We start from the raw sequence: 21919 nt of genomic DNA, 5'->3' as shown, positions 1-21919 counted from the left end.
GTTCCATGGCCAACTACGGGGGCAACGCCCAATGAGCTACAGCAAGATTCCGGCTGGCAAAGACCTGCCGAACGACATCTACGTCGCCATCGAGATTCCGGCCAACCACGCGCCGATCAAATACGAAATCGACAAAGACAGCGACTGCCTGTTCGTTGACCGTTTCATGGCCACCCCGATGTTCTACCCGGCCAACTACGGTTTCATCCCCAACACCCTGGCAGACGACGGTGACCCCCTCGACGTGCTGGTCGTGACCCCTTACCCGGTTACCCCAGGCTCGGTTATCCGCGCCCGCCCGGTCGGCATCCTGAACATGACTGACGACGGCGGCGGCGATGCCAAAGTTATCGCAGTACCACACGACAAGCTGTCCCAGCTGTATGTCGACGTGAAGGAATACACCGATCTGCCGCCACTGCTGCTGGAACAGATCAAACACTTCTTCGAGAACTACAAAGACCTCGAAAAAGGCAAATGGGTGAAGATCGACGGTTGGGGCAATGCAGACGCCGCCCGCGCCGAGATCCTGAAGTCGGTCGCTGCCTACAAAGGCTGATACCGCTATTCGCTCTGAAAAAGCCCCGATTAAACGGGGCTTTTTTTGTGGGAAAAATATAAACATCCGGCTACTTTAATAAACATATTTACAGCAATTGTTTAACTAGCTTAATCAACTAGCAGAATAGTCCTGCGATAAGGAAACACCTACATACAGCAACTCAACGCATGGTTTATTTGATCTGATTTTACGGCCAGTAAACTCTGCGTTTATGAATACATCAGGTGATCGCTTAAGAGCGCTATTACGGGAAGTTCATCTTTCCGCTTCCGACTTCGCCAAGAACCGCGATGTTACGCCTCAACACGTAAACAACTGGTTCAAACGCGGCGTCCCCATGGGCCGGCTCAACGAGTTCGCAGAATTGTTGTGCGTCACCAGCCGTTGGCTGCGCACAGGCGAAGGCCCCAAACATCCACCCGCCAACTACCTGCTGGAAGGATCCGATGCAGACACCTCCCACCGTATCGCCCGCGAGACCAGCGGCAACTACATCACCCACCCGGTCTCGGGCCCGGTAAAAATCGACGTGGAGATCCCCCTCCACCCCACCTTCACCTCGACCGAAAGCATCCGCCTCTCCCTGCACACCCTTGAAGCCATCGGTGTAAGCCCGGAGCGGGCACTCGGGGCCTACATGGTCGGCAACAGCATGATCGACATCATCCAGGACGGAAGTACCCTTGCCATCGACTGTGGTCGCAAACAGATCATCGATGGCGAAATCTACGCGGTAGAGCACGACGGAATGCTGCGGATCAAATACCTCTACAACCGTCCAGGAGGTGGCCTGCGGATGCGCAGCCACAACAGCGCCGAGCATCCGGACGAGTTTTTGACCTATGAGCAGCGGCATGAGCAGAACTTTGAGATTCTGGGTTGGGTGTTCTGGTGGGCGACACTGAATAACCGCCGCCCGCCGGTGCCGCTGGATGAGCATTTATTGGGCTACGAAGGCTCTAAATCGGATCCGGAGCTGGGAAATTGAGGCGAATGTGGGTATTATCCGCCGCACATTTGGCAGGGGGTTGGCGTGAAGCCGGTCCGCCCTGCCTGGCGATGCGGAGGAGTTCCCGCTGATGCCCCTTATCACCTGAGTGTGAGCCTGGGTGAACGATTTGAAGGCTGGTGAGGTTTACCAAAAATAAGCTGAACCAGTCCCCGAGAAGCCGGCCACAAGCCGGCTTTTTAATGCCTGGAAGAAATGCGCTACACCTGCCAGGCATCGAGCTATTTGAGAACGCGCCAACCGCTCCAAGGCACGCAAGCCGTCTTTTCCATCCTCAGGACATTCGCCTGATACGTCGCTAAAAGCCCGTTCCAAGAACACGTTTCGCATACCTGTCGTTACCAACGACATGACATCAAGACGTGTCGCAAAAATCAAAATATAGCGACACGTAGTGCACGCATGTTTACACTGACGCCACGAAAGGGCGCCCTGATGAGCCCCTCTTACCTTTAGACGGATAAGTCAAAGACCGAGCCCCATCCATGACCGCATCCCACCTTCCCTGGCAGGCTGACAAGCCCTACAACCAGCTTCCCACTTTGCCACCGGCAACTGTTCTGGAAACCCATGCAGTGCTCAAACGCTGCATTGAGGCCCGCACAGCCCTGGCCGAATTGAAGCAAGCGGCTGAGCTGATCCCTAACCAGACAATGCTGATCAACACCATTCCATTGCTGGAGGCCAAGGACAGCTCAGAGATCGAAAGTATCGTCACCACCACGGATTTGCTCTTTCAGCATGCTCAGGATGGAGATAGCCACGCAGACCCAGCGACCAAGGAAGCACTGCGCTACCGCAAAGCCCTGCAGAAAGGTTATCAATCGTTGGCCGACCGCCCACTCTCCACCGGTACTGCAGTCGAAATCTGCCGCACGCTTAAAGGCGTGAACATGGATATACGCCGGGTGCCAGGAGTCCAGCTAGCCAACGACCGAACCGGCGAGATCATCTATACCCCACCGGAAGGCGAAGATCGCTTACGTGACATGCTCGCCAACTGGGAGCGCTTCCTGCACAACGAGACCGACCTGGATCCATTAGTACGTATGGCGGTTAGTCACTATCAATTCGAAGCCATTCACCCATTCACCGACGGCAATGGCCGTACCGGGCGAGTGCTCAACACCCTGTACCTGATCCAGGAAGGCCTGCTGAATCTACCGATTCTCTACCTTAGCCGTTACATCATTGCCCATAGAGCCGATTACTACCGCCTGTTGCTTGATGTCACTCGCGAACAAGCCTGGGAGCCTTGGCTGCTGTACATGCTCAGCGCTGTGGAAGAAACAGCACGCTGGACTTGTGCAAAAATTGCCGCTATTCGCAGCCTGTCCGAGCACACCACCCAGTTTGTTCGTGAGCAGTTGCCGAAAACCTATTCCCGCGAGCTGGTAGACGTCATTTTCGAACAGCCCTACTGCCGCATCAGCAACGTCGTCGACAAACAGATTGCCCAGCGTCAAGCAGCCTCCCGTTACCTCAAAGAACTAGTCGCCATCGGCGTTCTGCAAGAGGTTCAGGTTGGCAAGGAAAAGCTCTTCATCCATCCCAAACTGATGCAGCTACTCACTCGCGACAGCAATGACTTCAAGCCATACGCCTGAGGAGACCGCTTTAATCCATGGCGATCGTCTGCCGGGATTTCCGCCCCTGAGCCAGGATGATGAGCATTTGGTCAGTAGATCGCTGACCAAATGCATCGCAACCTCAGCGTAGGCTTAAGGTCCTCACCTCGGCTGCAAACAGTCCAGCGCTCGATCCACCACCACCTTCGACATTTCCACCAAATGCATCACCGCCCGCTGTGCGCCATTCAGCGGCTCGGTCGACGCCTGGGCGGTTGCTACGGCGCAATGCAGCAACTCGGCAGCATGGGCCAGCGCATCTTCGAAACTCAGTTCGTCATCGACGGTAAACGGGTTGGGTGAAGGCTGCGCGTCCGGCGCTTTAAGGTAGTGATCGATCACTCGACGCGAGGCATCAGTGTCGCGGAGTAAGGCTTTATGGAATGCGGGTGGATCGGGGGTAACTTTGACCATGGTAAATCTCCAATCAAACATTTGGAGCCACCACTCCTCGCGACTAAACGAAGGCGGCAGCTGTACGCAGGTTAGTCGACCGGTCGATTGGAAACCCGGCGCGCCCGAGGGCGCCCTGCGCACAGCCACCATAAAAGTGCAGGCGAAAAACGGCCTGACTCATGAACTGATCGTGCGCCAATCGAATCCGGGCGACTAAACCCGATCACCGAATATGCAGTGACGGAACGCAGACTAGTCGCGGGATTTTGCTGGCGCAAGCGCTTGGAATTCTCTAGGAAACGTCCTGCAAATGAAAGGGATCAGTCTTCCTGGCCATTCCCAATCACTGCATCTTCTTGACTCTCCCCCTAAGGTCACACCTCACCCTGAAACCCCAGTTTTCAGGACCGCACCACCATGAGCCAACGCATCCTGGTCATCCTCGGCCACCCTTCCAGCACCAGCTTCTGCTCGGCCCTCACCGACACCTACATCACCAGCGCCAAAAACGCCGGCCACGAAGTACGCATCCTGCGTCTGGGTGAACTGGCCTTCGACCCTATCCTCCACAACGGCTACAACCAGGCCCAGCCTCTGGAACCCGACCTGCTCAACGCTCAATCCGACATCCTGTGGGCCAATCACCTGACGTTTGTTTTCCCCATCTGGTGGGGTGGAATCCCTGCGTTGATGAAAGGTTTTATCGACCGAATTTTCCTATCCGGTTTCGCCTTCAAATACCGCAAGGGAAAGGCCTTCCCCGACAAACTCCTGAAGGGCAGAACCGCGCACTTGCTGGTGACCCTGGACACGCCGCCGTGGTATTACAGGTGGTTCTACCGCATGCCCGCGCTGCACCAGATACGCAAGACAACACTGGCGTTTTGTGGCATTCAGCCGATCAAGACGTTGCTGTTCGGGCCGGTGTTGGGCTCTACGCCAGCACAGCGGGAACAGTGGCTGAAACAGGCCGGCGCACTCTTTGGGAAAAGGACTTTTCATGTACATCGGCAAAGCCGCGCAACTGTCGGGCACAACCATCAAGGCGATTCGTCACTATGAGGCCATCGGCCTGTTGCCGCCGCCGCAGCGGGAAGGTCGTTATCGAATTTACTCCACACAAAGTGTCGAACTGCTGACGTTCATCAAGTGCGCCCAGCAGTTGGGTTTCAAGCTCAAGGAGTTGCAGGCGATTCTGGGTGGGCATCCTGGTGATGGGTTGCCCTGGGAGCTGGCGGACAAGGCAATCACCAACAAAAAGCAGGAACTGATGAAGCAAATCGAAGCGCTGCAGAAGATGCACGGGGGATTGGTCGAATTTGAGGCCAGTCTCAAGGACGCTCAGGGTCAATGCAGCGCACCACTGAAAACGTCACTGCCGTCAATGAGCTGAACCGCTGTTTTACGTAGTACCGGGCAGCGGCTCGGAACAGAAAAAGCTTCGCAAAAAATGGAGTGGTTTCCGGCCGCACTGGGAAAGGTCCACTTCGAGCGCGATTGGCAATGGCGTGCTGGCGGGAAGTTGGACGGCGATTACCGGCGTGTGGGACGCCATCAAGCAAGCGCAGGAGATCTTCAAGGACGCCGGCAAGCTGTTTGAAAGCCTGGGGGCGACAGCCAGCGAATCAATGGAGCTGGCGAGTACTGCGCCAAAGGTTATGGAACAGGCGATCCTGCTGGCCAGTGATGAGGCGGCGCTGTACCTGATGTGCGCATCTGACTGGACAGTGAGCCGAATAGCTCACACAATCGGCTCACCAAATGAGCCGAATAAGCCTTCTATTCGGCTCACATACCGAGCATGCCTCCATGGATCACCCGAACTGGATCTGGCAACAACCGGACTGGCCGCACTTTCACTGGCAACCAGAGCGCCTCGCAGCGTTGTTGCGCGAGTGCACGCAGGCGCAAGGAAAGTTGCTGGGCATGCTCGGTTCGGTCAGCCAGGCACAGAGTTCGGAGAATGAACTGGATGCGTTGCTGCAAAACATTCTGACCTCCTCGGCAATCGAGGGTGAGCAGTTGAATGTGGGCTCGGTACGTTCCTCTTTGGCCCGGCGCCTGGGCCTGGAGCTATTGCAAGACGGCTCAGTGAGCAGACGCAGCGAGGGTCTGGCTGACTTGATGCTGGACGCCACGCAACAGTTTGCTCAACCGTTTACCCTCACCCGTCTATTTAACTGGCATCGGTGGTTGTTTCCCGCCGAGGAGGCCCGCTTTTCCACCCACGGCTTGAACGTAGGCGCGCTAAGGGGGGATGAGCCCATGCAGGTTGTGTCGGGACGACTGGACCGACCCACTGTGCATTTCGAGGCCCCACCCCGCCAAGGGCTAGAGCAGTCGCTGGACGATTTCATCGAATGGTTTGAAGCCAGTCGCCATCATGCGGCCCTTGACCCATTGCTGCGCGCAGGCCTGGCGCATTTCTGGTTCGTCACCCTGCATCCCTTCGATGATGGTAATGGTCGTCTGACGCGGGCGATTACCGACCTCGCGCTTGCCCAGGCAGAGCATCAAGCGATCCGCTTCTACGCGATGTCGGCGAGCATCCTTGAAGACCGGGCGGGCTATTACCGTGCACTGGAAACCAGTCAAAAGGCCACGCTGGATATCACCGATTGGCTTGAGTGGTTCCTGCAAACGCTGCTTCGTAGCTTGCAGCAGGCCATGGTGCGGATTGACCGGGTGCTGGGCAAAACCCGCTTCTGGCAGCAGCATCGGGACCACGCACTCAGCGCCGAACAGACCAAAGTCTTGAATCGCCTGCTCGACGGTGGCGAAAAGGGCTTTGAGCACGGGATCAGCGCCGCCCAGTATCAGGCAGTGGCCAAAGTGTCCAAGGCCACGGCGACCCGACATCTGGCCGATCTTCTGGAAAAAAACTGCCTGGTTCGGCTACCCGGCGGCGGCCGCAGCACCCGCTATCAAATCAACACCCAAGGCGATTGATTTACAAGGCAAATCCCCCCACTCATTTGCCCCAATCCCCCATGTCTGCTAGTGTCGCGCCGGTTTACCGTCTACCGGAATAGCCGCCATGGCCCGCAAAAAAGTTGCACTCGATTTCGAACAATCCCTCGCCGACCTGCAAACCCTGGTCGAGCGGATGGAGAACGGCGAGTTGTCGCTGGAAGACTCGTTGACCGCATTCGAGCAAGGCATCGGCCTGACCCGCGACTGCCAGAGCGCCCTGGCGCAGGCGGAGCAGAAGGTCCAGGTGTTGCTGGAACGCGATGGGGAGTTGGCCGAAGAACCTTTCGATGCGGAACAGCCTGAATGATCGACGCTTATCAGGCCGGCAGCCAGGCCCGGGTCAATGCTGCGCTGGATCCGCTGTTTGTCGCGCCCAGCCCTGAGCTGAACCGCCTGTATGAGGCCATGCGCTACAGCGTGATGAACGGTGGCAAGCGGGTTCGCCCGTTGCTCGCCTATGCGGCCTGTGAAGCCCTCGGCGCCCAGCCGGAGGAAGCCAACGGCGCCGCCTGTGCCGTGGAGTTGATCCACGCTTACTCCCTGGTACACGACGATTTGCCGGCGATGGACGACGACGATCTGCGTCGCGGCCAGCCCACTACCCATAAAGCCTTTGATGAAGCCTGCGCGATTCTCGCCGGTGACGGCCTGCAAAGCCTGGCGTTCAGCGCCTTGCTGGACCCGCGCCTGAGCAGCGTCAACGCCGAGATCCGTCTGCGCATGGTTACCGCGCTGGCGCTGGCCGCAGGGCCTGCCGGCATGGTCGGCGGCCAGGCGATTGACCTGGGCTCGGTCGGTTTGAAGCTCGATCAACAAGCCCTGGAATACATGCACCGCCACAAGACCGGCGCGCTGATCGAGGCCGCCGTGCACCTCGGCGCCCTGGCCAGTGGCCGTGCCGAAGCTGCGCAACTGGCGGCGCTGCAAACCTACGCGCGGGCCATCGGCCTGGCGTTCCAGGTGCAGGACGATATTCTCGACGTTGAAAGCGATACCGCGACCCTCGGCAAGCGCCAGGGTGCTGATATCGCACGGGACAAGCCGACTTATCCTTCGCTTCTCGGGCTGGAAGCCGCCAAGGCGTACGCCCTGGAGCTGCGGGACCAGGCCCTGGATGCCCTGCGACCTTTCGACGCGGCTGCCGAGCCACTGCGTGACCTGGCGCGGTATATCGTCGAACGTCGCCACTGACAACAGCGGCCTTTTCCACCGCATATCAGCCAAGTTCGGCGCTCTGCGTGGGCAGTTTGCGATGCTTGAGGTAAACTGCCGCCTCTTCTATACCTATAACGATTCGCCTGATGCCCACGACGTTTCAAGAGATTCCCCGCAAGCGCCCGGCCACGCCCCTGCTGGACCGTGCCAACACGCCAGCCGGCCTGCGCCGCCTGGGTGAAGCCGAGCTGGAAACCCTGGCCGATGAGTTGCGCCTGGAATTGCTCTACACGGTCGGCCAGACCGGTGGGCATTTCGGTGCCGGCCTGGGCGTCATCGAGCTGACCATTGCGCTGCATTACGTATTCGACACTCCGGACGACCGGCTGGTGTGGGACGTGGGTCATCAGGCCTATCCGCACAAGATTCTCACCGGACGCCGCGAGCGCATGGCCACACTGCGCCAGAAGGATGGCATCGCCGCCTTCCCGCGCCGCTCCGAGAGCGAGTACGACACCTTTGGCGTCGGCCACTCCAGCACCTCTATCAGTGCAGCGCTGGGCATGGCCATTGCCGCCCGCCTGCAAAACAGCGATCGCAAGGCGATTGCGGTGATCGGTGATGGCGCGTTGACCGCCGGCATGGCCTTCGAGGCGCTGAACCACGCGCCGGAAGTGGACGCCAACATGCTGGTGATCCTCAACGACAACGACATGTCGATCTCGCGCAATGTCGGTGGCCTGTCGAATTACCTGGCAAAAATCCTTTCCAGCCGCACCTACGCAAGCATGCGTGAAGGCAGCAAGAAGGTGCTCTCGCGTCTGCCCGGCGCGTGGGAAATTGCCCGTCGTACCGAAGAATATGCCAAGGGCATGCTGGTTCCCGGCACCCTGTTCGAAGAGTTGGGTTGGAACTACATCGGCCCGATCGACGGCCATGACCTGCCAACCCTGATCGCCACCCTGCGCAACATGCGTGACCTTAAAGGCCCGCAGTTCCTGCATATCGTGACCAAGAAAGGCAAAGGCTTCGCCCCGGCGGAAGTCGACCCGATTGGTTACCACGCGATCACTAAGCTGGAACCGCTGAACGCCCCGGCCGCCGCGCCGAAGAAGCCCAGCGGGCCAAAGTATTCCGGTGTGTTCGGCGAATGGCTGTGTGACATGGCCGCCGCCGACCCGCGCCTGGTGGGCATCACCCCGGCGATGAAGGAAGGTTCCGACCTGGTGGCGTTCAGCGAGCGTTTCCCGCTGCGCTATTTCGACGTGGCCATCGCCGAGCAACACGCGGTGACCTTCGCCGCGGGCATGGCCTGTGAAGGCGCCAAGCCGGTAGTCGCGATCTACTCTACGTTCCTGCAACGCGGTTATGACCAGTTGATTCATGACGTCGCGGTGCAGAACCTCGACGTGCTGTTCGCCATCGACCGTGCGGGCCTGGTGGGCGAAGACGGCCCGACCCATGCCGGCAGCTTCGACCTCTCGTACCTGCGCTGCATCCCCGGCATGCTGGTGATGACCCCGAGCGACGAGAACGAACTGCGCAAGATGCTCAGCACCGGCCACCTGTACAACGGCCCGGCGGCTGTGCGCTATCCGCGGGGGAATGGTCCGAATGCAGTGATCGAAAAGGACCTTGAGCCTATCGAAATCGGCAAGGGTATCGTCCGCCGCCAGGGCAGCGGGGTTGCCTTGCTGGTGTTCGGCGTGCAATTGGCTGAAGCCTTGAAAGTGGCCGAGAAGATCGACGCCACGGTGGTAGACATGCGTTTCGTCAAGCCACTGGACGAGGCCTTGGTGCGCGAGATCGCCGGCAGCCATGAGCTGCTGGTGACCATCGAAGAAAACGCCGTCATGGGCGGCGCCGGTGCGGCAGTCAGTGAGTTTCTGGCGCGGGAGAATATCCTCAAGTCCGTGCTGCACCTGGGCCTGCCGGATGTGTATGTCGAGCATGCCAAGCCGGCGCAGATGCTGGCCGAGTGCGGGCTGGATGAATCCGGGATTGAAGCTTCGGTTCGTCAGCGCATGGCCCTGCTGGGCCTGTAGAAACGCGATTAAAAATGTGGGAGCGGGCTTGCTCGCGAAAGCGCTGGGTCAGTCGACAGATGCATTGACTGACACTGCGCCTTCGCGAACAAGCCCGCTCCCACATTTGTTTTATGCCAACTTCAAATGCTACGGACAGCCCATGAACCGCCTTCGCCTTGCCCTGCCCCTTCTGTTACTGCCCGCCACCGACCTGCTCGCCGACAGTTTCGAACGCGACCAAGCCCTCAAGCTGCCCGACGTGGTGATCAGCGCCAACCGCCAGGTCCAGGCGCGCAACGACAGCAGCGCCGCCAACACCGTCTTCACCCGCGACGACATCGACCGCCTGCAACCCACCAGCGTGACCGACTTGCTCAGCCGCGTGCCCGGCGTGCAGGTTTCACAGGCCGGTGGCCGTGGCAGCCTGGCAAGCGTTTACATTCGTGGCACCAAGTCGGCCCAGAGCCTGGTGCTGGTCGACGGCCAGCGCATCGGCAACTCGACTTCCGGCGACAGCAACCTGCAGCACCTGAACATCCAGCAGATCGAACGCGTGGAAGTCCTGCGTGGTTCGCGCTCGGTGATCTACGGCAGCGATGCGATTGGCGGGGTGATCCAGATTTTCACCCGGCGTGGTAACGAGTCCGGCCTGCAACCCCGCCTGCATGTGGGATTTGGCAGCAACCAGACGTGGGAACGCAGCCTGGGCTTGTCCGGCGGCGATGCGCAAACCCGCTTCAACCTCGGCGCCAGCCTGGATGACACGGCCGGAATCAATCGCACGTACGACTCCTATCCCAGCGACCGTGACCATGACGCCTATCGCAACCAGGCCATCAGTTTCAGCCTGAGCCATGCCTTCAACGATGACCTCGAAGCGGGTGTGAACGTGCTGGATAACCGCGGCAAAAGCGAATTCGACAACCCGTTCGGTCGCTTCGATTCGACCACCTTCCAAAGCTTCCAGCAAAAGCCCTACACCCACTTCACCGTGAGCAGTGTCAGCACCTATGTTGACGCGCGTATCAATGACACGTGGAAGTCCCGGCTGGAAGCGGGCCACAGCGAAAACCGCGAAGAAACCCGGGACAAGCTCAGCACCGAACGCAGCGTGTTCAACACTTACCGCAACTCACTGAATTGGCAGAACGACCTGACCCTCAATGAGCAGAACAGCCTGATACTGGGCGGCGACTGGTACGAGGACCAGGTCAACAGCAGCACAGCGTTCGCCGAAGACAGTCGCTGGAATCGAGCGGCGTTTATCCAGCACCGTTTTCAAGCCCAGTCCTTTTCCACCGAACTGGGCCTGCGTCGCGACGATAACCAACAGTTCGGCGGCCACAACAGTTGGAGCGGCACCTTCACCCTGCCGCTGAACCCGGACAATGATCTGTTGCTGAGCTACAGCGAAGGCTTCCGCGCGCCTACGTTCAACGACCTCTACTACCCGGACGAATTCGGCTTCAAAAACAGTAACCCGAACCTCAAGCCCGAGACATCGAAAAGCTACGAAGTGCAATGGCGCAGCCAGCTCAGCGACAGCAGCCGACTGGAAGCCTCGCTGTACCGCACCGATATTCAGGATGCGATCGTGTTTGCCAGCAACGGCCCGCAAAACGTCAGCGCCGCACGCATCAACGGCTTCGAGGCGGCGCTCAAGCAAGAACTGTTCGGCTGGCAAAGCAGCCTCGCCGTTGCATTGATCGACCCACGCGACCGCGACACCGGGCGCACACTGGCGCGTCGAGCCCGGCGCACCCTGAGCCTGGACCTGGATCGCCAATTCGATCAATTCGGCGTCGGCGCCAGCTGGCAAGCGGTCAGCAGCAGCTACGACGATGCGGCGAACCAGCAACGCCTGGGCGGGTATGGCTTGCTGGGGCTACGGGGCAGTTGGGCGGTGAACCATGAAGTCACGCTGGAAATGAAGCTCGATAACCTGCTGAACAAGGACTACAGCCGGGCGCTGTATCAGTATCAAGGCCAGCAATATGGCTATCGGGAAGAAGGCCGGGCACTGATGTTCGGGGTGACCTGGACGCCGGAACTCTAAGTCGTCTGCACCGGCCTCATCGCGGGCAAGCCCGGCTCCCACAGGGGACCGTGCTTATCCAGACGACTCGGCCAAATGTGGGAGCTGGCTTGCCTGCGATAGCGGTCTCACAGCCCCGGAGCAAGAACCTGACACAACCGCGCCACCGCTTCCAGCATCTGCCCGCTGGGCCGTTCCAGGCCCTTGTCAGGCACCAGCAGCAAATGCCCGTTCGCTACCGCCGCCACCTGGGGCCAGGCCTTCCAGGCATCCAGCTGCGCTTGATCGCCCGCCAGAATCACCTCGGGATTACGCTGCAACACCGACTCAATGCTGACCTGCGGTGCCGGTAATTTCAGGTCATCGAACACATTGCGCGCGCCGCACACACTCAGCGCATCGCTGATGATCTGCCCGCCACCCACGGTGTACAGCGGCTGGTTCCACACCTGATAAAACACCCGCAACGGCTCGGCCCGGTGATAGCGCGAGCGCAATTCGGCCAAGCGCTGACGCAACTGCGCGGCCAATTGCCGGCCGGCGTCATCCCGCCCGAGTTGCCGGGCAATGGTTTCGACCTGTGAGGTGAGTTGTTCGAGGCTGTGGGGTTCGGCGACAAATACCGGGATGTTCAGGCGTTGCAGCTGTTCACGCTGGCCCGGGCCGACGCTGCCGGGCCAAAGCAGGATCAGGTCGGGCTTGAGGCTGAGCAGCCGCTCCATGTCCAACTGCCCGTAGTTGCCCACAGACGGCACGTTCGCCAACGCCTGTGGCCGCTCGCCGCCATCCAGCAAGCCCACCAGTAACTCGGCCGCACCCAGCTCAACGACGATTTCAGACAAGGAAGGCGCAAGGCTGACCACCCGCTCAACCGCCGCAGCCTGGGCCGCGACTGCCAGCAACAACACCGCCAGCCAGCCGCGCATCAACCCAACTGGCGCGGGATGCGGTAGAGATAGAACAGCACCAGGGTCGACAATGCCAACAGAAACAGCGGCACCGCTTCCAGCCCGACAAACACCGCCAGCGCGCCGACCCAGGCCGGCAGTGCAGCCACCAGCAACGCCACACGACGGCGGGCCGCGAGGGTGATCCAGGCAGCCGGCTCTTCAGGGGTATCGAGGGCTTTGCCGGTGGCGATCAGCGCGTGTTTATAGCCGTGGAAGTAACGCAGGCTGACAAACATCGAGGCTACGCCGGCGATAAAAAACGGCATCGCCAGCACCGGCAGCAAGGGCTCGGCCTTGCCAAACACCAGGTTGATCACAAACAACGGCACCAACGCCAACGCCAGGTATTGCCACCAGTTAAACGACAGTCGCCGCTTGACCTGGCCGCGCGTCACGCCCGGTCGGCCTCGCCCTGGTGCTCGTTGCCCATCATGTGGTCGAGCTTGCTGGCCTTGGTGGCCAGGTAGAGCTTGTTGTGCGGGTTGTGGCCGGTGTGCAGCGGCACGCGCTCGGCGACGGTGATGCCCATGTCGGTCAAGGCTTTGACCTTGCGCGGGTTGTTGGTCATCAGCCGCAGGGATTTGACGCCCAGGTGCTGGAGCATCGGCAGGCAGATCCCATAGTCGCGCTGGTCAGCGGCAAAACCGAGGCGCTCGTTGGCTTCCACAGTGTCGGCGCCGCCATCTTGCAGCTCATAGGCGCGGATCTTGTTCAGCAGGCCAATGCCACGGCCTTCCTGACGCAGGTACAGCAACACGCCACGGCCTTCGCGGGCGATGGCCTGCAGGGCGGCTTCCAGTTGCGAGCCGCAGTCACAGCGCTGGCTGAACAGCGCATCGCCGGTCAGGCACTCGGAGTGCACGCGGCCGAGGACCGGGGCACCGTCCGCCACGTCACCGAGGCTGAGAACAACGTGTTCGCGCCCGGTGGCTTCTTCAAGAAAGCCATTCATGGTGAACGTGGCAAAAGGGGTTGGCAGCTTGGAAGCGGCGACGAAAACGACGGGCACCTTGTGCTCCTGATTTCAGATTTCACAGGGGAGGGATTGTAACAGTAGGTTCCTACAGACGCTTAAGCTGAATTATCGCTGATAAAGATCAATAGGTTCGATTGGCCTTCAGCTTGGTTCTATGCCTTTCAGAAATGTTGATAGCCACGAATGGCCGGCGTGACGTCCTGGCCAGACGCATCCAGCACGGTAACGCCCTGCCCCGCCTCGACCCGGCCGATTACATGGACCGGCACACCGGCGGCCAACAGCGGCGCCAGTTCGGCGGGCGGCAAGGTGAACGCCAGTACGTAGTCGTCCCCCCCGCTCAACGCGGCCACCCGGGCATCCGCCTCACCGACGAACGCAAGCAAGGCGGCGGACAACGGCAGTTTTTGCTGCTCGATCAACAAGCTGACAGCCGACGCCTTGGCGATATGCCCGCAATCAGCTAAAAGGCCGTCGGAAATATCCATGGCAGACGTGGCCTTGCCCCGCAACGCCAAGCCCAGCGCCAACTGCGGTTGCGGCGACCAGTAATGGGCCAGCAGTGGCTCGACGATAGCCGCCTCCGCCGTGCGCTGCCCCAGCACCAGCGGCAAGGCGCCCGCTGCGTTACCCAGCTCACCGCCCACACACAGCAAGTCGCCAGGCCGCGCGCCGCTGCGGGTCAAGGCCTGGCCCGCCGGCACCCGGCCAAACACGGTCATGGTCAGGCTCAGCGGCCCACGGGTGGTGTCGCCACCTACCAGAACCACGCCACAACCCTGCGCCATGGCGTTCAAGCCCTGGGCATAGCGTTGCAGCCAATCGGCATCAACCGTCGGGGTGGTGAGGGCAAGGGTAAACGCGAGGGGATTGGCGCCCATGGCCGCCAGATCGCTGACTGCCACGGCCAGCGAGCGCTGGCCGAGCAGAAACGGATCGCAGGGGTCGGCAAAATGCACGCCGGCCACCAGGGTATCGGTAGAAATCGCCAGCTGTTCCCCGGGAGGAACAGCCAGCAAGGCGCAGTCGTCGCCAATCCCCAGTGCAATGCCTTCGCCGCCCTGCGCACAGGGCGCGGCGGCGAAGTAGTTGCGGATCAGCTCAAACTCGCCCATTGCGTCAGCAAGCGCCAGTTAGCGCTTGTACGCCTTCACTTCGGCTTCACGCAGGCGCGGGGCCAGCTTGTCGAGCACGCCGTTGACGAACTTGTGACCGTCGGTGGAACCGTAGACTTTCGCCAGTTCGATCCCTTCGTTGATCACAACGCGGTAAGGCACGTCGACGCGCTTGAGCAGTTCCCAGGTGGACAGGCGCAGTACGGCCAGTTCAACCGGGTCCAGCTCTTCGATCGCCAGGTCCAGGCACGGCGTCAGTGCAGCGTCGATCTCCGCCAAGTTGGCCGGAACACCGTGCAGGATGTCGTGGAAGTAGCTGGCATCGGCCGCGCTGAAATCGTTGTCGACGCGAAACTGCGCCTCGATTTCGTTCAGCGAGGTTTTCGCCATGTGGCGCTGGTACAAAGCCTGGGTCGCGAGCTGGCGGGCCGAACGACGCTTTTCGCTTTTCGATGGCTTGCCGGCGTCTGCCGGGCGCGGGTCCTGGGGGTTGAACTGATCGCTGTCGTCGCTAATCACTTGGCCTCCAACTGCGCCAGCAGGCTGACCATTTCCAGGGCGGACAGGGCAGCTTCAGCACCTTTGTTGCCGGCCTTGGTGCCGGAACGCTCGATGGCTTGTTCGATGGAATCAACGGTCAGCACGCCAAAGGCGACCGGCACGCCGAACTCCATGGACACCTGGGCCAGGCCCTTGGTGCATTCGCCAGCCACGTATTCGAAGTGCGGAGTGCCGCCACGAATGACCGCGCCCAGGGCGATGATCGCCGCGTATTCACCCTGCTGTGCAACTTTCTGCGCAACCAGTGGAATTTCGAAGGCGCCAGGAGCGCGGATGATAGTGATGTCGCTTTCGCTCACACCGTGGCGAACCAGGGCATCCACGGCACCGCTTACCAGGCTTTCAACCACGAAGCTGTTGAAGCGGCCAACCACCAGGGCATAGCGGCCTTTGGGGGCGATGAAGGTACCTTCGATGGTCTTCAGGGTCATTCGACAAATCTCTTAAAGAGCCGGGACGCGCTTAGTGCGCGCCCCTCAGTGATATTTGAACCGCGAACAAGGGGCAAACAACGCCGGCCTTTATTCGGAGGGCACGTATTCTACTACTTCCAGGTCGAAACCGGATATGGCATTAAATTTCATTGGCGCACTCATCAGGCGCATTTTGCGCACGCCCAGGTCCCGCAGGATCTGCGAACCGGCCCCGACGATGCTGTAGGTGGTCGGTTTTTTCACCGGCGCGTGGTCGGCGGTTTCGCGGATATGCGCCAGCAGCACGTCGCCATCCAGCGGATGGCCCAGCAGCAATACAACACCGCTGCCGGCCTCGGACACCGCGGACATCGCGGCCCGCAGGCTCCAGCGCCCCGGCTGCTTGACCATCAGCAGGTCCCGCAGCGGGTCCATGTTGTGCACCCGCACCAGGGTCGGCTCTTCAGCGCAGATGGTGCCCAGGGTCAGGGCCATGTGCACGTCGCCTTCCACGGAATCGCGATAGGTCACCAGGTTGAACTGGCCCAGTTCGCTGTCCAGCGGCTGCTCGGCAATCCGCTGAACGGTACGTTCGTGGATCATCCGGTAGTGGATCAGGTCGGCAATGGTGCCGATCTTGATGTTGTGCAGCGCGGCAAATTCTTCCAGCTCGGCGCGACGGGACATGGTGCCGTCGTCGTTCATCACTTCGCAGATCACACCGCTCGGCTCGAAACCGGCCATGCGCGCCAGGTCGCAGGCCGCTTCGGTGTGGCCGGCGCGAGCCAGGGTGCCACCCGGCTGGGCCATCAGCGGGAAGATGTGGCCAGGGCTGACGATATCTTCGGCCTTGGCGTCTTTCGCGGCAGCGGCTTGTACGGTGCGGGCGCGGTCAGCAGCGGAGATACCGGTGGTGACACCGGTAGTGGCTTCGATGGACACGGTGAACTTGGTGCCAAACCCGGAACCATTGCGCGGCGCCATCAACGGCAGCTTCAACAACTCGCAGCGCTCGCGGCTCATCGGCATGCAGATCAGGCCACGGGCGTGCTTGGCCATGAAGTTGATGTGTTCCGGCTGGCAGCACTCGGCGGCCATGATCAGGTCGCCTTCGTTCTCGCGGTCTTCGTCATCCATGAGGATAACCATCTTGCCTTGGCGGATGTCTTCAACCAGTTCTTCGATGCTGTTGAGCGCCACGCGGCACCCCCTTGGGTCAGGATTTAAGGTAGCCGTTAGCGGCTAAAAAACTTTCAGTGATGTTCCCGGCGGGCCCTTGAAGAGAGTCAGACTCTGCGGCCTTATCGCCCAACAACAGGCGCTCCAGGTAACGGGCAAGCAAGTCCACTTCCAGGTTCACCCGGCGACCCGGCTGGTACGACGCCATGATGGTTTCGCTCAGGGTGTGGGGAATGATGGTCAGTTCAAATTCGGCGCCATTCACGGCGTTCACCGTCAGGCTCGTGCCGTCGACGGTGATCGAGCCTTTGTGGGCGATGTACTTGGCCAGCTCTTTCGGTGCGCGAATGCGAAATTCCACGGCACGCGCGTTTTCGCTGCGGGCAACCACTTCGCCGACCCCGTCGACGTGGCCGCTGACCAGGTGCCCACCGAGACGGGTGGTCGGGGTCAGGGCTTTTTCCAGGTTCACCGGGCTGCCGCTCTTGAGGTCGTTCATCGCGGTGCAGTCCAGGGTTTCCCGGCTGACATCGGCGGCAAAGCCGTTGCCAGGCAATTCGATGACGGTCAGGCACACACCGCTGACGGCGATGCTGTCGCCCAGTTTGACGTCGCTCAGGTCGAGCTTGCCGGTTTCAACCAGCAGGCGTACATCGCCGCCTTTTGGGGTCATTGCACGGATGCTGCCGATGGATTCGATAATGCCGGTGAACATGCCGTTCTCCTGAAGACGTGGCGCAGGCCGGGAATTATACGCTCGCTGATGGCAGAGGGATGGCAGTGACTCTCCAGTCATCGCCAACAGCGCGCATTTCAGTGATCTTGAGTTGGGGGGCGTCGGCCAGTTTCTCAAGCGGCCAGTCCAGCAAAGGCCGGGCGGCAGAGCCAAGAAACTTGCCGGCGACGAATATCACGTACTCGTCCACCAGCCCTTGCTGGGCGAAGGCACCCGCCAGGCTTGGGCCGGCTTCCACCAACACTTCGTTGACACCACGGGCCGCCAGGGCCACCAGCGCGGAACGCAGGTCGACCTGGCCGTCGACACCCGGCACCACCAGGCACTCGGGGCCTGTGGGGTACTGGTTGTCCGGCGTCACGCAGGTGATGACCAGCGCGGGGCCAGCCTTGAAGAACGGCGCATTCAGCGGCACCCGCAGGCGGCCGTCGATCAGCACACGCAGCGGCGGACGGGACATCGCCAGGGCGGTGGTTTCTTCATCCAGGCCCAGTTCGGCGGCGCGCACGGTCAGGCGAGCACCATCGGCCAGCACCGTGTCGGCGCCGGTCAGCACCACACTGGCCTGGGCACGCAGGCGCTGCACAGCGGCACGCGCGGCCGGGCCGGTGATCCATTGGCTTTCGCCGTTGGCCATGGCGGTGCGACCGTCCAGGCTCATGGCCAACTTGACCCGCACAAACGGCAGGCCATGCTCCATGCGCTTGAGAAAGCCCGGGTTAAGCGCCCGCGCTTCGTTTTCCAGCAAGCCGCTGTGGGTCTCGATCCCGGCCTGGGCCAGGCGGCGCATGCCACGCCCGGCGACTTCCGGATTCGGGTCCTGCATCGCTGCCACCACACGGGCCAGGCCGGCATTCACCAAGGCATCGGCGCAGGGCGGTGTGTGCCCGTGGTGGCTGCACGGTTCAAGGGTCACGTAGGCCGTGGCGCCCCGGGCTTTGTCGCCCGCAGCCCGCAGGGCGTGGACTTCCGCATGGGGTTCGCCGGTGCGCACGTGCCAGCCTTCGCCGACAACCTGCCCGTCACGCACGATCACGCAGCCAACCCGGGGGTTGGGGTGGGTGGTGTACAGGCCCTTGCGCGCCAGTTCCAGGGCACGGGCCATGTAATGGGCGTCGAGTACCGCTTGTTCTGCCGAAGGTGGGTTCATTCTTTTACCGGCTCACGGGCCAGGCGGTCGATCTCTTCGCGGAACTCGTTGAGGTCCTGGAAGCGTCGATACACCGAGGCGAAACGGATATAGGCGACTTCGTCGAGCTTTTGCAGCTCGCCCATCACCAGTTCTCCAACCACCAGGGATTTGACTTCGCGCTCGCCGGTGGCGCGCAGCTTGTGCTTGATATGCACCAGTGCCGCTTCCAGCCGCTCGACACTCACCGGGCGTTTTTCCAGGGCGCGCTGCATTCCGGCGCGCAGTTTTTCTTCGTCGAAAGGCTGGCGACTGCCGTCGGTCTTGATCAGACGTGGCAATACCAGTTCGGCGGTTTCGAAGGTGGTGAAACGTTCACCGCAGCCAGAGGCCAGGCATTCACGCCGGCGACGCACCTGTTCGCCCTCGGCGACCAGACGCGAGTCAATGACCTTGGTGTCGTTGGCACCGCAGAAGGGACAGTGCATGGTGGCAGGCAACAAAAAATGGGAGGGCCATGGTAGCGCATCCCTGTGGCAAGACAAGCCATAGCCTTTACGGTATATAGGCTGACTATTATGTTTCATATTTTTTAAGCCACGGATTTTGTCCTTTCTGGAGCCGTACATGCAGTTACGACCACTTGTTTTGCTCACGTTGCTCGGTTTTCTGGTCGCCTGCAGCAGCCATGCCCCAAAACCTGCGGCGCCGGCTCCGGCACCGCAACAAGAGAAAAAACTGCCGGGTGTGGAAGAAGATCTCGGCCCGTTGCCCGCTTATCAGCGTGAAGTCAGCGGCCAATTGAACGGTATACCGGCGGGTGCGGAAGTCGAACTGGCGCTGCTGGTGATCGACGACCGTTCGCGCCCGCAACAACTGCTGGCAAGCAGCGTGCTGATCGGCAACAACAAGCCCCTGGCCTTCCGCCTGCGCTTCAACCCGCAAGCGTTCCCGGCGGGCGGGCGCGTTGAATTGCGTGGTCGCGCCAGCCAGTCCGGCCAGTTGATCCTGCACCTGCCGCCGGTGCGCATCACCCAGGCGATCACCCAGACCACCGGGCCGCTGCAACTCGTTCCCGCACCATGACGCCACCGCTGGGCCTGCAACGCGCACTGAGCGAACTGATCGGCGACGCCCAACTGGTGCCCTGCCCGCTGCCGGGCACCGAGTTGTCGCTGTGGTTACTGGACGCCGACAACATGGACCGCGCCTTCAGCCCCGAAGAAACCCGGCGCATCCTGCATGAGCCGCCGTACTGGAGCTTTTGCTGGGCCAGTGGCCTGGCGCTGGCGCGATACCTGGCGGCCAACCCCGAGTGGGTCGCGGGTAAGCGGGTGCTGGATTTCGGCGCAGGTTCGGGTGTTGCCGGGATTGCCGCGGTAAAGGCCGGAGCGCTGGAAGTGGTGGCGTGCGACCTGGATCCGCTGGCCCTGGCTGCCTGCCGGGCGAATGCCGAACTCAACGGCGTAACACTGGGCTATTCAGAAGACTTCTTCACCGAAGCCGACCGGTTTGACCTGATCCTGGTCGCCGATGTGCTGTACGACCGGGCGAACCTGCCGCTGCTGGATCAATTCCTGACACGCGGCCGCGAAGCGCTGGTCGCCGATTCCCGGGTTCGGGACTTCCAGCACCCGGAGTATCAGCGCCTGGGTATCCTCGACGCCCTGACACTGCCCGACCTGGCCGAGCCGTGGGAGTTTCGCAAGGTGAGCCTGTACCATTCGCGGCGATAGTCGCGCCTATCAAACCCGCAAATCTCCAGTAACAGATGGGCTAAGACAGTCTTCAGCGTAGCGTGGAAAATGGCCGCCTCTCGCACGCTACCTGGACGACCAAACGGTATGCCAAACCCCCGATTTGCATCCGTCGCCTCTTGCTCAAAAAGCTTGCAAACGTTACCGCTACTGCCTAATCTTTGCCGCAATACACCCGCCATGCCTCTGGTCGCGCAAGTGACTAAGCACAAATTGTGCGGGTTTTTTATGCCTGGCGTTTTTTGGGCATGAGAACGTTCGACAAACCTGCCATTGATGTCCCCTCCCAGATAGAACTGCTCAAACAACGTGGCTTGCTCATTCAAGATGAAGCTCGTGCGCAGTGTTTCTTGCAGTCCGTCAGTTTTTTCCGATTGAGCCCCTACATGCGCCCTTTTCAGCAATCGGGGGATGTCGATCATCGATTTCGCGATGGCACAGGTTTTCGTCAGTTAACTCGACTCTACGACTTTGACCGCAGGCTTCGATTGTTGAGCATGGATGCCATTGAACGCGTGGAAATAGCGACCCGCTCGATGATCAGTAACCATATGGGGCCCAACTATGGCAGCCATTGGTATACCGATATCGGAATGTTTCAACAGGCATTTGACCACCAACGCCTACTCGCAACATTGCAGTCCAAGCAATGTGCCGCTATCCGAGACTATGAGCGCGAATGCCTGCGAATAGATCGGTTGCAAGCCGAAAGCGGTCGCAAAGCCCATCTCAAACGCCAGAGAGCAAAAGAGAGTTACGCCCGACACTACCCCACCACCTACGACCAACCACCACTCATGCCCGGCTGGGCAATGCTGGAAGAACTCACACTCGGCGACCTGTCCCATCTCTACAAAGGCTTGGCCAGGGATTCAGACAAGAAGGCTATCGCCAGACGCCTGGAACTCCCCGCCCCTTTGATGCAGTCCTGGCTGCACACCCTGACCACTATTCGTAACATCTGCGCACACCATGCGCGAATGTGGAATCGAGAATTGGGCATTCGCCCAGAACTGCCCAAAAAAGCCAACTTCCCATGGCCCAGGCACTTTGTTCATCCGGGCACTCATGCCCGTATGTTCGCAGCACTCTGCATCCTTAATCACCTAATGCATAAAGTGTGTCCACACGCTCATTGGGACCGGCGCCTGCATCAACTGACTGAAGACTTTCCCGATGTCAGCCTCAAAGCGATGGGTTTTCCTCAAGACTGGTACCAAGACCCTTTCTGGCATCCTGTACGCGCTTAATCGCGGCATAGCTTCCGGTCGCCTCCTCCAGTCTTTATAGTTGCCCCATTCCTGCTTTCTTCGAGATT

The 21919-nt window shown here is 60.6% G+C and carries 24 protein-coding genes; 13 read left to right on the top strand and 11 right to left on the bottom strand.

Annotated elements, in window-relative coordinates; translation table 11 throughout:
• Positions 1-31 precede the first annotated feature (31 nt).
• The 3 genes from ppa to fic all read left to right on the top strand — a co-directional run bounded on the left by ppa (position 32) and on the right by fic (position 3178).
• Positions 32-559, top strand: coding sequence for an inorganic diphosphatase (ppa, locus tag HX815_RS23880; protein WP_003219382.1), 528 nt, complete (start codon positions 32-34; stop codon positions 557-559).
• A gap of 214 nt (positions 560-773) precedes the next feature.
• Positions 774-1550: an XRE family transcriptional regulator gene (locus HX815_RS23875; RefSeq protein ID WP_177021485.1), complete on the top strand. Its 777-nt coding sequence runs from the start codon at positions 774-776 to the stop codon at positions 1548-1550.
• Between the two features lie 506 nt (positions 1551-2056).
• Positions 2057-3178, top strand: coding sequence for a protein adenylyltransferase Fic (gene fic, locus HX815_RS23870; RefSeq protein WP_008436517.1), 1122 nt, complete (start codon positions 2057-2059; stop codon positions 3176-3178).
• Positions 3179-3301: 123 nt separating this feature from the next.
• On the opposite strand, the gene HX815_RS23865 is transcribed toward fic, so the two are convergent.
• The gene (locus HX815_RS23865) at positions 3302-3613 is read right to left on the bottom strand and encodes a DUF6124 family protein (RefSeq protein ID WP_003219377.1); all 312 of its coding nucleotides are present in this window, start codon (positions 3611-3613) and stop codon (positions 3302-3304) included.
• Positions 3614-4012: 399 nt separating this feature from the next.
• Between HX815_RS23865 and HX815_RS23860 the strand changes: the two genes are divergently transcribed.
• From HX815_RS23860 to HX815_RS23830, 7 genes are all read left to right on the top strand, one after another.
• Positions 4013-4657 (top strand): NAD(P)H-dependent oxidoreductase, encoded by a 645-nt coding sequence (locus HX815_RS23860; protein WP_177028981.1) that lies wholly within the window; start codon positions 4013-4015, stop codon positions 4655-4657.
• Entirely contained in the window at positions 4596-4988 is a 393-nt protein-coding gene (locus HX815_RS23855; protein ID WP_177028980.1) for a MerR family transcriptional regulator, read from the top strand. The genes HX815_RS23860 and HX815_RS23855 overlap by 62 nt, the downstream gene beginning before the upstream one ends.
• 416 nt (positions 4989-5404) lie before the next feature.
• Positions 5405-6544 carry a Fic family protein gene (locus tag HX815_RS23850; protein ID WP_177028979.1) on the top strand — a complete coding sequence of 380 codons (1140 nt, stop codon included), beginning with the start codon at positions 5405-5407 and terminating at the stop codon, positions 6542-6544.
• A gap of 88 nt (positions 6545-6632) precedes the next feature.
• Positions 6633-6875 (top strand): exodeoxyribonuclease VII small subunit, encoded by a 243-nt coding sequence (locus HX815_RS23845; RefSeq protein ID WP_003209964.1) that lies wholly within the window; start codon positions 6633-6635, stop codon positions 6873-6875.
• A complete protein-coding gene (gene ispA / locus HX815_RS23840; protein ID WP_177028978.1) occupies positions 6872-7759 on the top strand; it encodes a (2E,6E)-farnesyl diphosphate synthase in 888 nt (295 codons plus the stop codon). The genes HX815_RS23845 and ispA overlap by 4 nt, the downstream gene beginning before the upstream one ends.
• Before the next feature lie 110 nt (positions 7760-7869).
• On the top strand, positions 7870-9768 hold the full coding sequence (gene dxs, locus HX815_RS23835) for a 1-deoxy-D-xylulose-5-phosphate synthase (RefSeq protein WP_087692354.1): 1899 nt from the start codon (positions 7870-7872) through the stop codon (positions 9766-9768).
• A 142-nt stretch (positions 9769-9910) separates the two neighbouring features.
• Positions 9911-11806 carry a TonB-dependent receptor domain-containing protein gene (locus HX815_RS23830; RefSeq protein ID WP_003209975.1) on the top strand — a complete coding sequence of 632 codons (1896 nt, stop codon included), beginning with the start codon at positions 9911-9913 and terminating at the stop codon, positions 11804-11806.
• Between the two features lie 107 nt (positions 11807-11913).
• Here HX815_RS23830 and HX815_RS23825 read toward each other — a convergent pair whose 3' ends face one another.
• The 10 genes from HX815_RS23825 to nrdR form a co-directional block, all read right to left on the bottom strand.
• Positions 11914-12711, bottom strand: a complete 798-nt coding sequence (locus HX815_RS23825) for a cobalamin-binding protein (RefSeq protein ID WP_177021479.1) — start codon at positions 12709-12711, stop codon at positions 11914-11916.
• The gene (locus tag HX815_RS23820; RefSeq protein ID WP_003209980.1) at positions 12711-13130 is read right to left on the bottom strand and encodes a nuclear FMR1 interacting 1 family protein; all 420 of its coding nucleotides are present in this window, start codon (positions 13128-13130) and stop codon (positions 12711-12713) included. The genes HX815_RS23825 and HX815_RS23820 overlap by 1 nt, the downstream gene beginning before the upstream one ends.
• Entirely contained in the window at positions 13127-13744 is a 618-nt protein-coding gene (gene ribA / locus HX815_RS23815; RefSeq protein WP_003209983.1) for a GTP cyclohydrolase II, read from the bottom strand. The genes HX815_RS23820 and ribA overlap by 4 nt, the downstream gene beginning before the upstream one ends.
• Positions 13745-13872: 128 nt before the next feature.
• Positions 13873-14826 carry a thiamine-phosphate kinase gene (thiL, locus tag HX815_RS23810; RefSeq protein ID WP_177028977.1) on the bottom strand — a complete coding sequence of 318 codons (954 nt, stop codon included), beginning with the start codon at positions 14824-14826 and terminating at the stop codon, positions 13873-13875.
• An 18-nt stretch (positions 14827-14844) separates the two neighbouring features.
• Positions 14845-15345, bottom strand: coding sequence for a transcription antitermination factor NusB (gene nusB, locus HX815_RS23805; RefSeq protein WP_003209985.1), 501 nt, complete (start codon positions 15343-15345; stop codon positions 14845-14847).
• A complete protein-coding gene (gene ribE, locus HX815_RS23800) occupies positions 15342-15818 on the bottom strand; it encodes a 6,7-dimethyl-8-ribityllumazine synthase (RefSeq protein ID WP_003209986.1) in 477 nt (158 codons plus the stop codon). The genes nusB and ribE overlap by 4 nt, the downstream gene beginning before the upstream one ends.
• A gap of 90 nt (positions 15819-15908) precedes the next feature.
• On the bottom strand, positions 15909-17000 hold the full coding sequence (ribBA, locus tag HX815_RS23795; protein WP_003209987.1) for a bifunctional 3,4-dihydroxy-2-butanone-4-phosphate synthase/GTP cyclohydrolase II: 1092 nt from the start codon (positions 16998-17000) through the stop codon (positions 15909-15911).
• Between the two features lie 16 nt (positions 17001-17016).
• Positions 17017-17694 (bottom strand): riboflavin synthase, encoded by a 678-nt coding sequence (locus HX815_RS23790; protein ID WP_003209988.1) that lies wholly within the window; start codon positions 17692-17694, stop codon positions 17017-17019.
• Positions 17695-17728: 34 nt separating this feature from the next.
• Positions 17729-18865 (bottom strand): bifunctional diaminohydroxyphosphoribosylaminopyrimidine deaminase/5-amino-6-(5-phosphoribosylamino)uracil reductase RibD, encoded by a 1137-nt coding sequence (gene ribD / locus HX815_RS23785; protein ID WP_003209989.1) that lies wholly within the window; start codon positions 18863-18865, stop codon positions 17729-17731.
• Complete coding sequence (gene nrdR / locus HX815_RS23780) at positions 18862-19332, bottom strand: transcriptional regulator NrdR (protein WP_003209990.1); 471 nt, start codon at positions 19330-19332, stop codon at positions 18862-18864. Before nrdR ends, ribD begins: the two co-directional genes overlap by 4 nt.
• Before the next feature lie 139 nt (positions 19333-19471).
• Here nrdR and HX815_RS23775 point away from each other — a divergent pair, with 139 nt between their 5' ends.
• The 3 genes from HX815_RS23775 (at position 19472) to HX815_RS23765 (ending at position 21851) form a co-directional block, all read left to right on the top strand.
• Positions 19472-19930: a YbaY family lipoprotein gene (locus HX815_RS23775; RefSeq protein ID WP_003209991.1), complete on the top strand. Its 459-nt coding sequence runs from the start codon at positions 19472-19474 to the stop codon at positions 19928-19930.
• On the top strand, positions 19927-20580 hold the full coding sequence (locus HX815_RS23770) for a methyltransferase (RefSeq protein ID WP_177028976.1): 654 nt from the start codon (positions 19927-19929) through the stop codon (positions 20578-20580). The genes HX815_RS23775 and HX815_RS23770 overlap by 4 nt, the downstream gene beginning before the upstream one ends.
• A 269-nt stretch (positions 20581-20849) precedes the next feature.
• Positions 20850-21851: an Abi family protein gene (locus HX815_RS23765; RefSeq protein WP_177028975.1), complete on the top strand. Its 1002-nt coding sequence runs from the start codon at positions 20850-20852 to the stop codon at positions 21849-21851.
• The last annotated feature ends 68 nt before the right edge of the window (positions 21852-21919 follow it).

Source organism: Pseudomonas sp. E6002, from assembly GCF_013385565.1.
In the GTDB taxonomy this organism is placed as follows: Bacteria; Pseudomonadota; Gammaproteobacteria; order Pseudomonadales; family Pseudomonadaceae; genus Aquipseudomonas.
This window is presented reverse-complemented; position numbering and strand designations above follow the sequence as displayed.

Coding starts and splice junctions, on each gene's coding strand:
- HX815_RS23790 (WP_003209988.1), bottom strand. CDS start 17,694: ATGTTCACCGGCATTATCGAATCCATCGGCAGCATCCGTGCAATGACC.
- HX815_RS23865 (WP_003219377.1), bottom strand. CDS start 3,613: ATGGTCAAAGTTACCCCCGATCCACCCGCATTCCATAAAGCCTTACTC.
- HX815_RS23860 (WP_177028981.1), top strand. CDS start 4,013: ATGAGCCAACGCATCCTGGTCATCCTCGGCCACCCTTCCAGCACCAGC.
- ribE (WP_003209986.1), bottom strand. CDS start 15,818: ATGACCCTGAAGACCATCGAAGGTACCTTCATCGCCCCCAAAGGCCGC.
- HX815_RS23845 (WP_003209964.1), top strand. CDS start 6,633: ATGGCCCGCAAAAAAGTTGCACTCGATTTCGAACAATCCCTCGCCGAC.
- HX815_RS23765 (WP_177028975.1), top strand. CDS start 20,850: ATGAGAACGTTCGACAAACCTGCCATTGATGTCCCCTCCCAGATAGAA.
- HX815_RS23830 (WP_003209975.1), top strand. CDS start 9,911: ATGAACCGCCTTCGCCTTGCCCTGCCCCTTCTGTTACTGCCCGCCACC.
- ispA (WP_177028978.1), top strand. CDS start 6,872: ATGATCGACGCTTATCAGGCCGGCAGCCAGGCCCGGGTCAATGCTGCG.
- HX815_RS23775 (WP_003209991.1), top strand. CDS start 19,472: ATGCAGTTACGACCACTTGTTTTGCTCACGTTGCTCGGTTTTCTGGTC.
- ppa (WP_003219382.1), top strand. CDS start 32: ATGAGCTACAGCAAGATTCCGGCTGGCAAAGACCTGCCGAACGACATC.
- thiL (WP_177028977.1), bottom strand. CDS start 14,826: ATGGGCGAGTTTGAGCTGATCCGCAACTACTTCGCCGCCGCGCCCTGT.
- HX815_RS23825 (WP_177021479.1), bottom strand. CDS start 12,711: ATGCGCGGCTGGCTGGCGGTGTTGTTGCTGGCAGTCGCGGCCCAGGCT.
- HX815_RS23770 (WP_177028976.1), top strand. CDS start 19,927: ATGACGCCACCGCTGGGCCTGCAACGCGCACTGAGCGAACTGATCGGC.
- fic (WP_008436517.1), top strand. CDS start 2,057: ATGACCGCATCCCACCTTCCCTGGCAGGCTGACAAGCCCTACAACCAG.
- nrdR (WP_003209990.1), bottom strand. CDS start 19,332: ATGCACTGTCCCTTCTGCGGTGCCAACGACACCAAGGTCATTGACTCG.
- HX815_RS23875 (WP_177021485.1), top strand. CDS start 774: ATGAATACATCAGGTGATCGCTTAAGAGCGCTATTACGGGAAGTTCAT.
- HX815_RS23850 (WP_177028979.1), top strand. CDS start 5,405: ATGGATCACCCGAACTGGATCTGGCAACAACCGGACTGGCCGCACTTT.
- HX815_RS23855 (WP_177028980.1), top strand. CDS start 4,596: ATGTACATCGGCAAAGCCGCGCAACTGTCGGGCACAACCATCAAGGCG.
- ribD (WP_003209989.1), bottom strand. CDS start 18,865: ATGAACCCACCTTCGGCAGAACAAGCGGTACTCGACGCCCATTACATG.
- dxs (WP_087692354.1), top strand. CDS start 7,870: ATGCCCACGACGTTTCAAGAGATTCCCCGCAAGCGCCCGGCCACGCCC.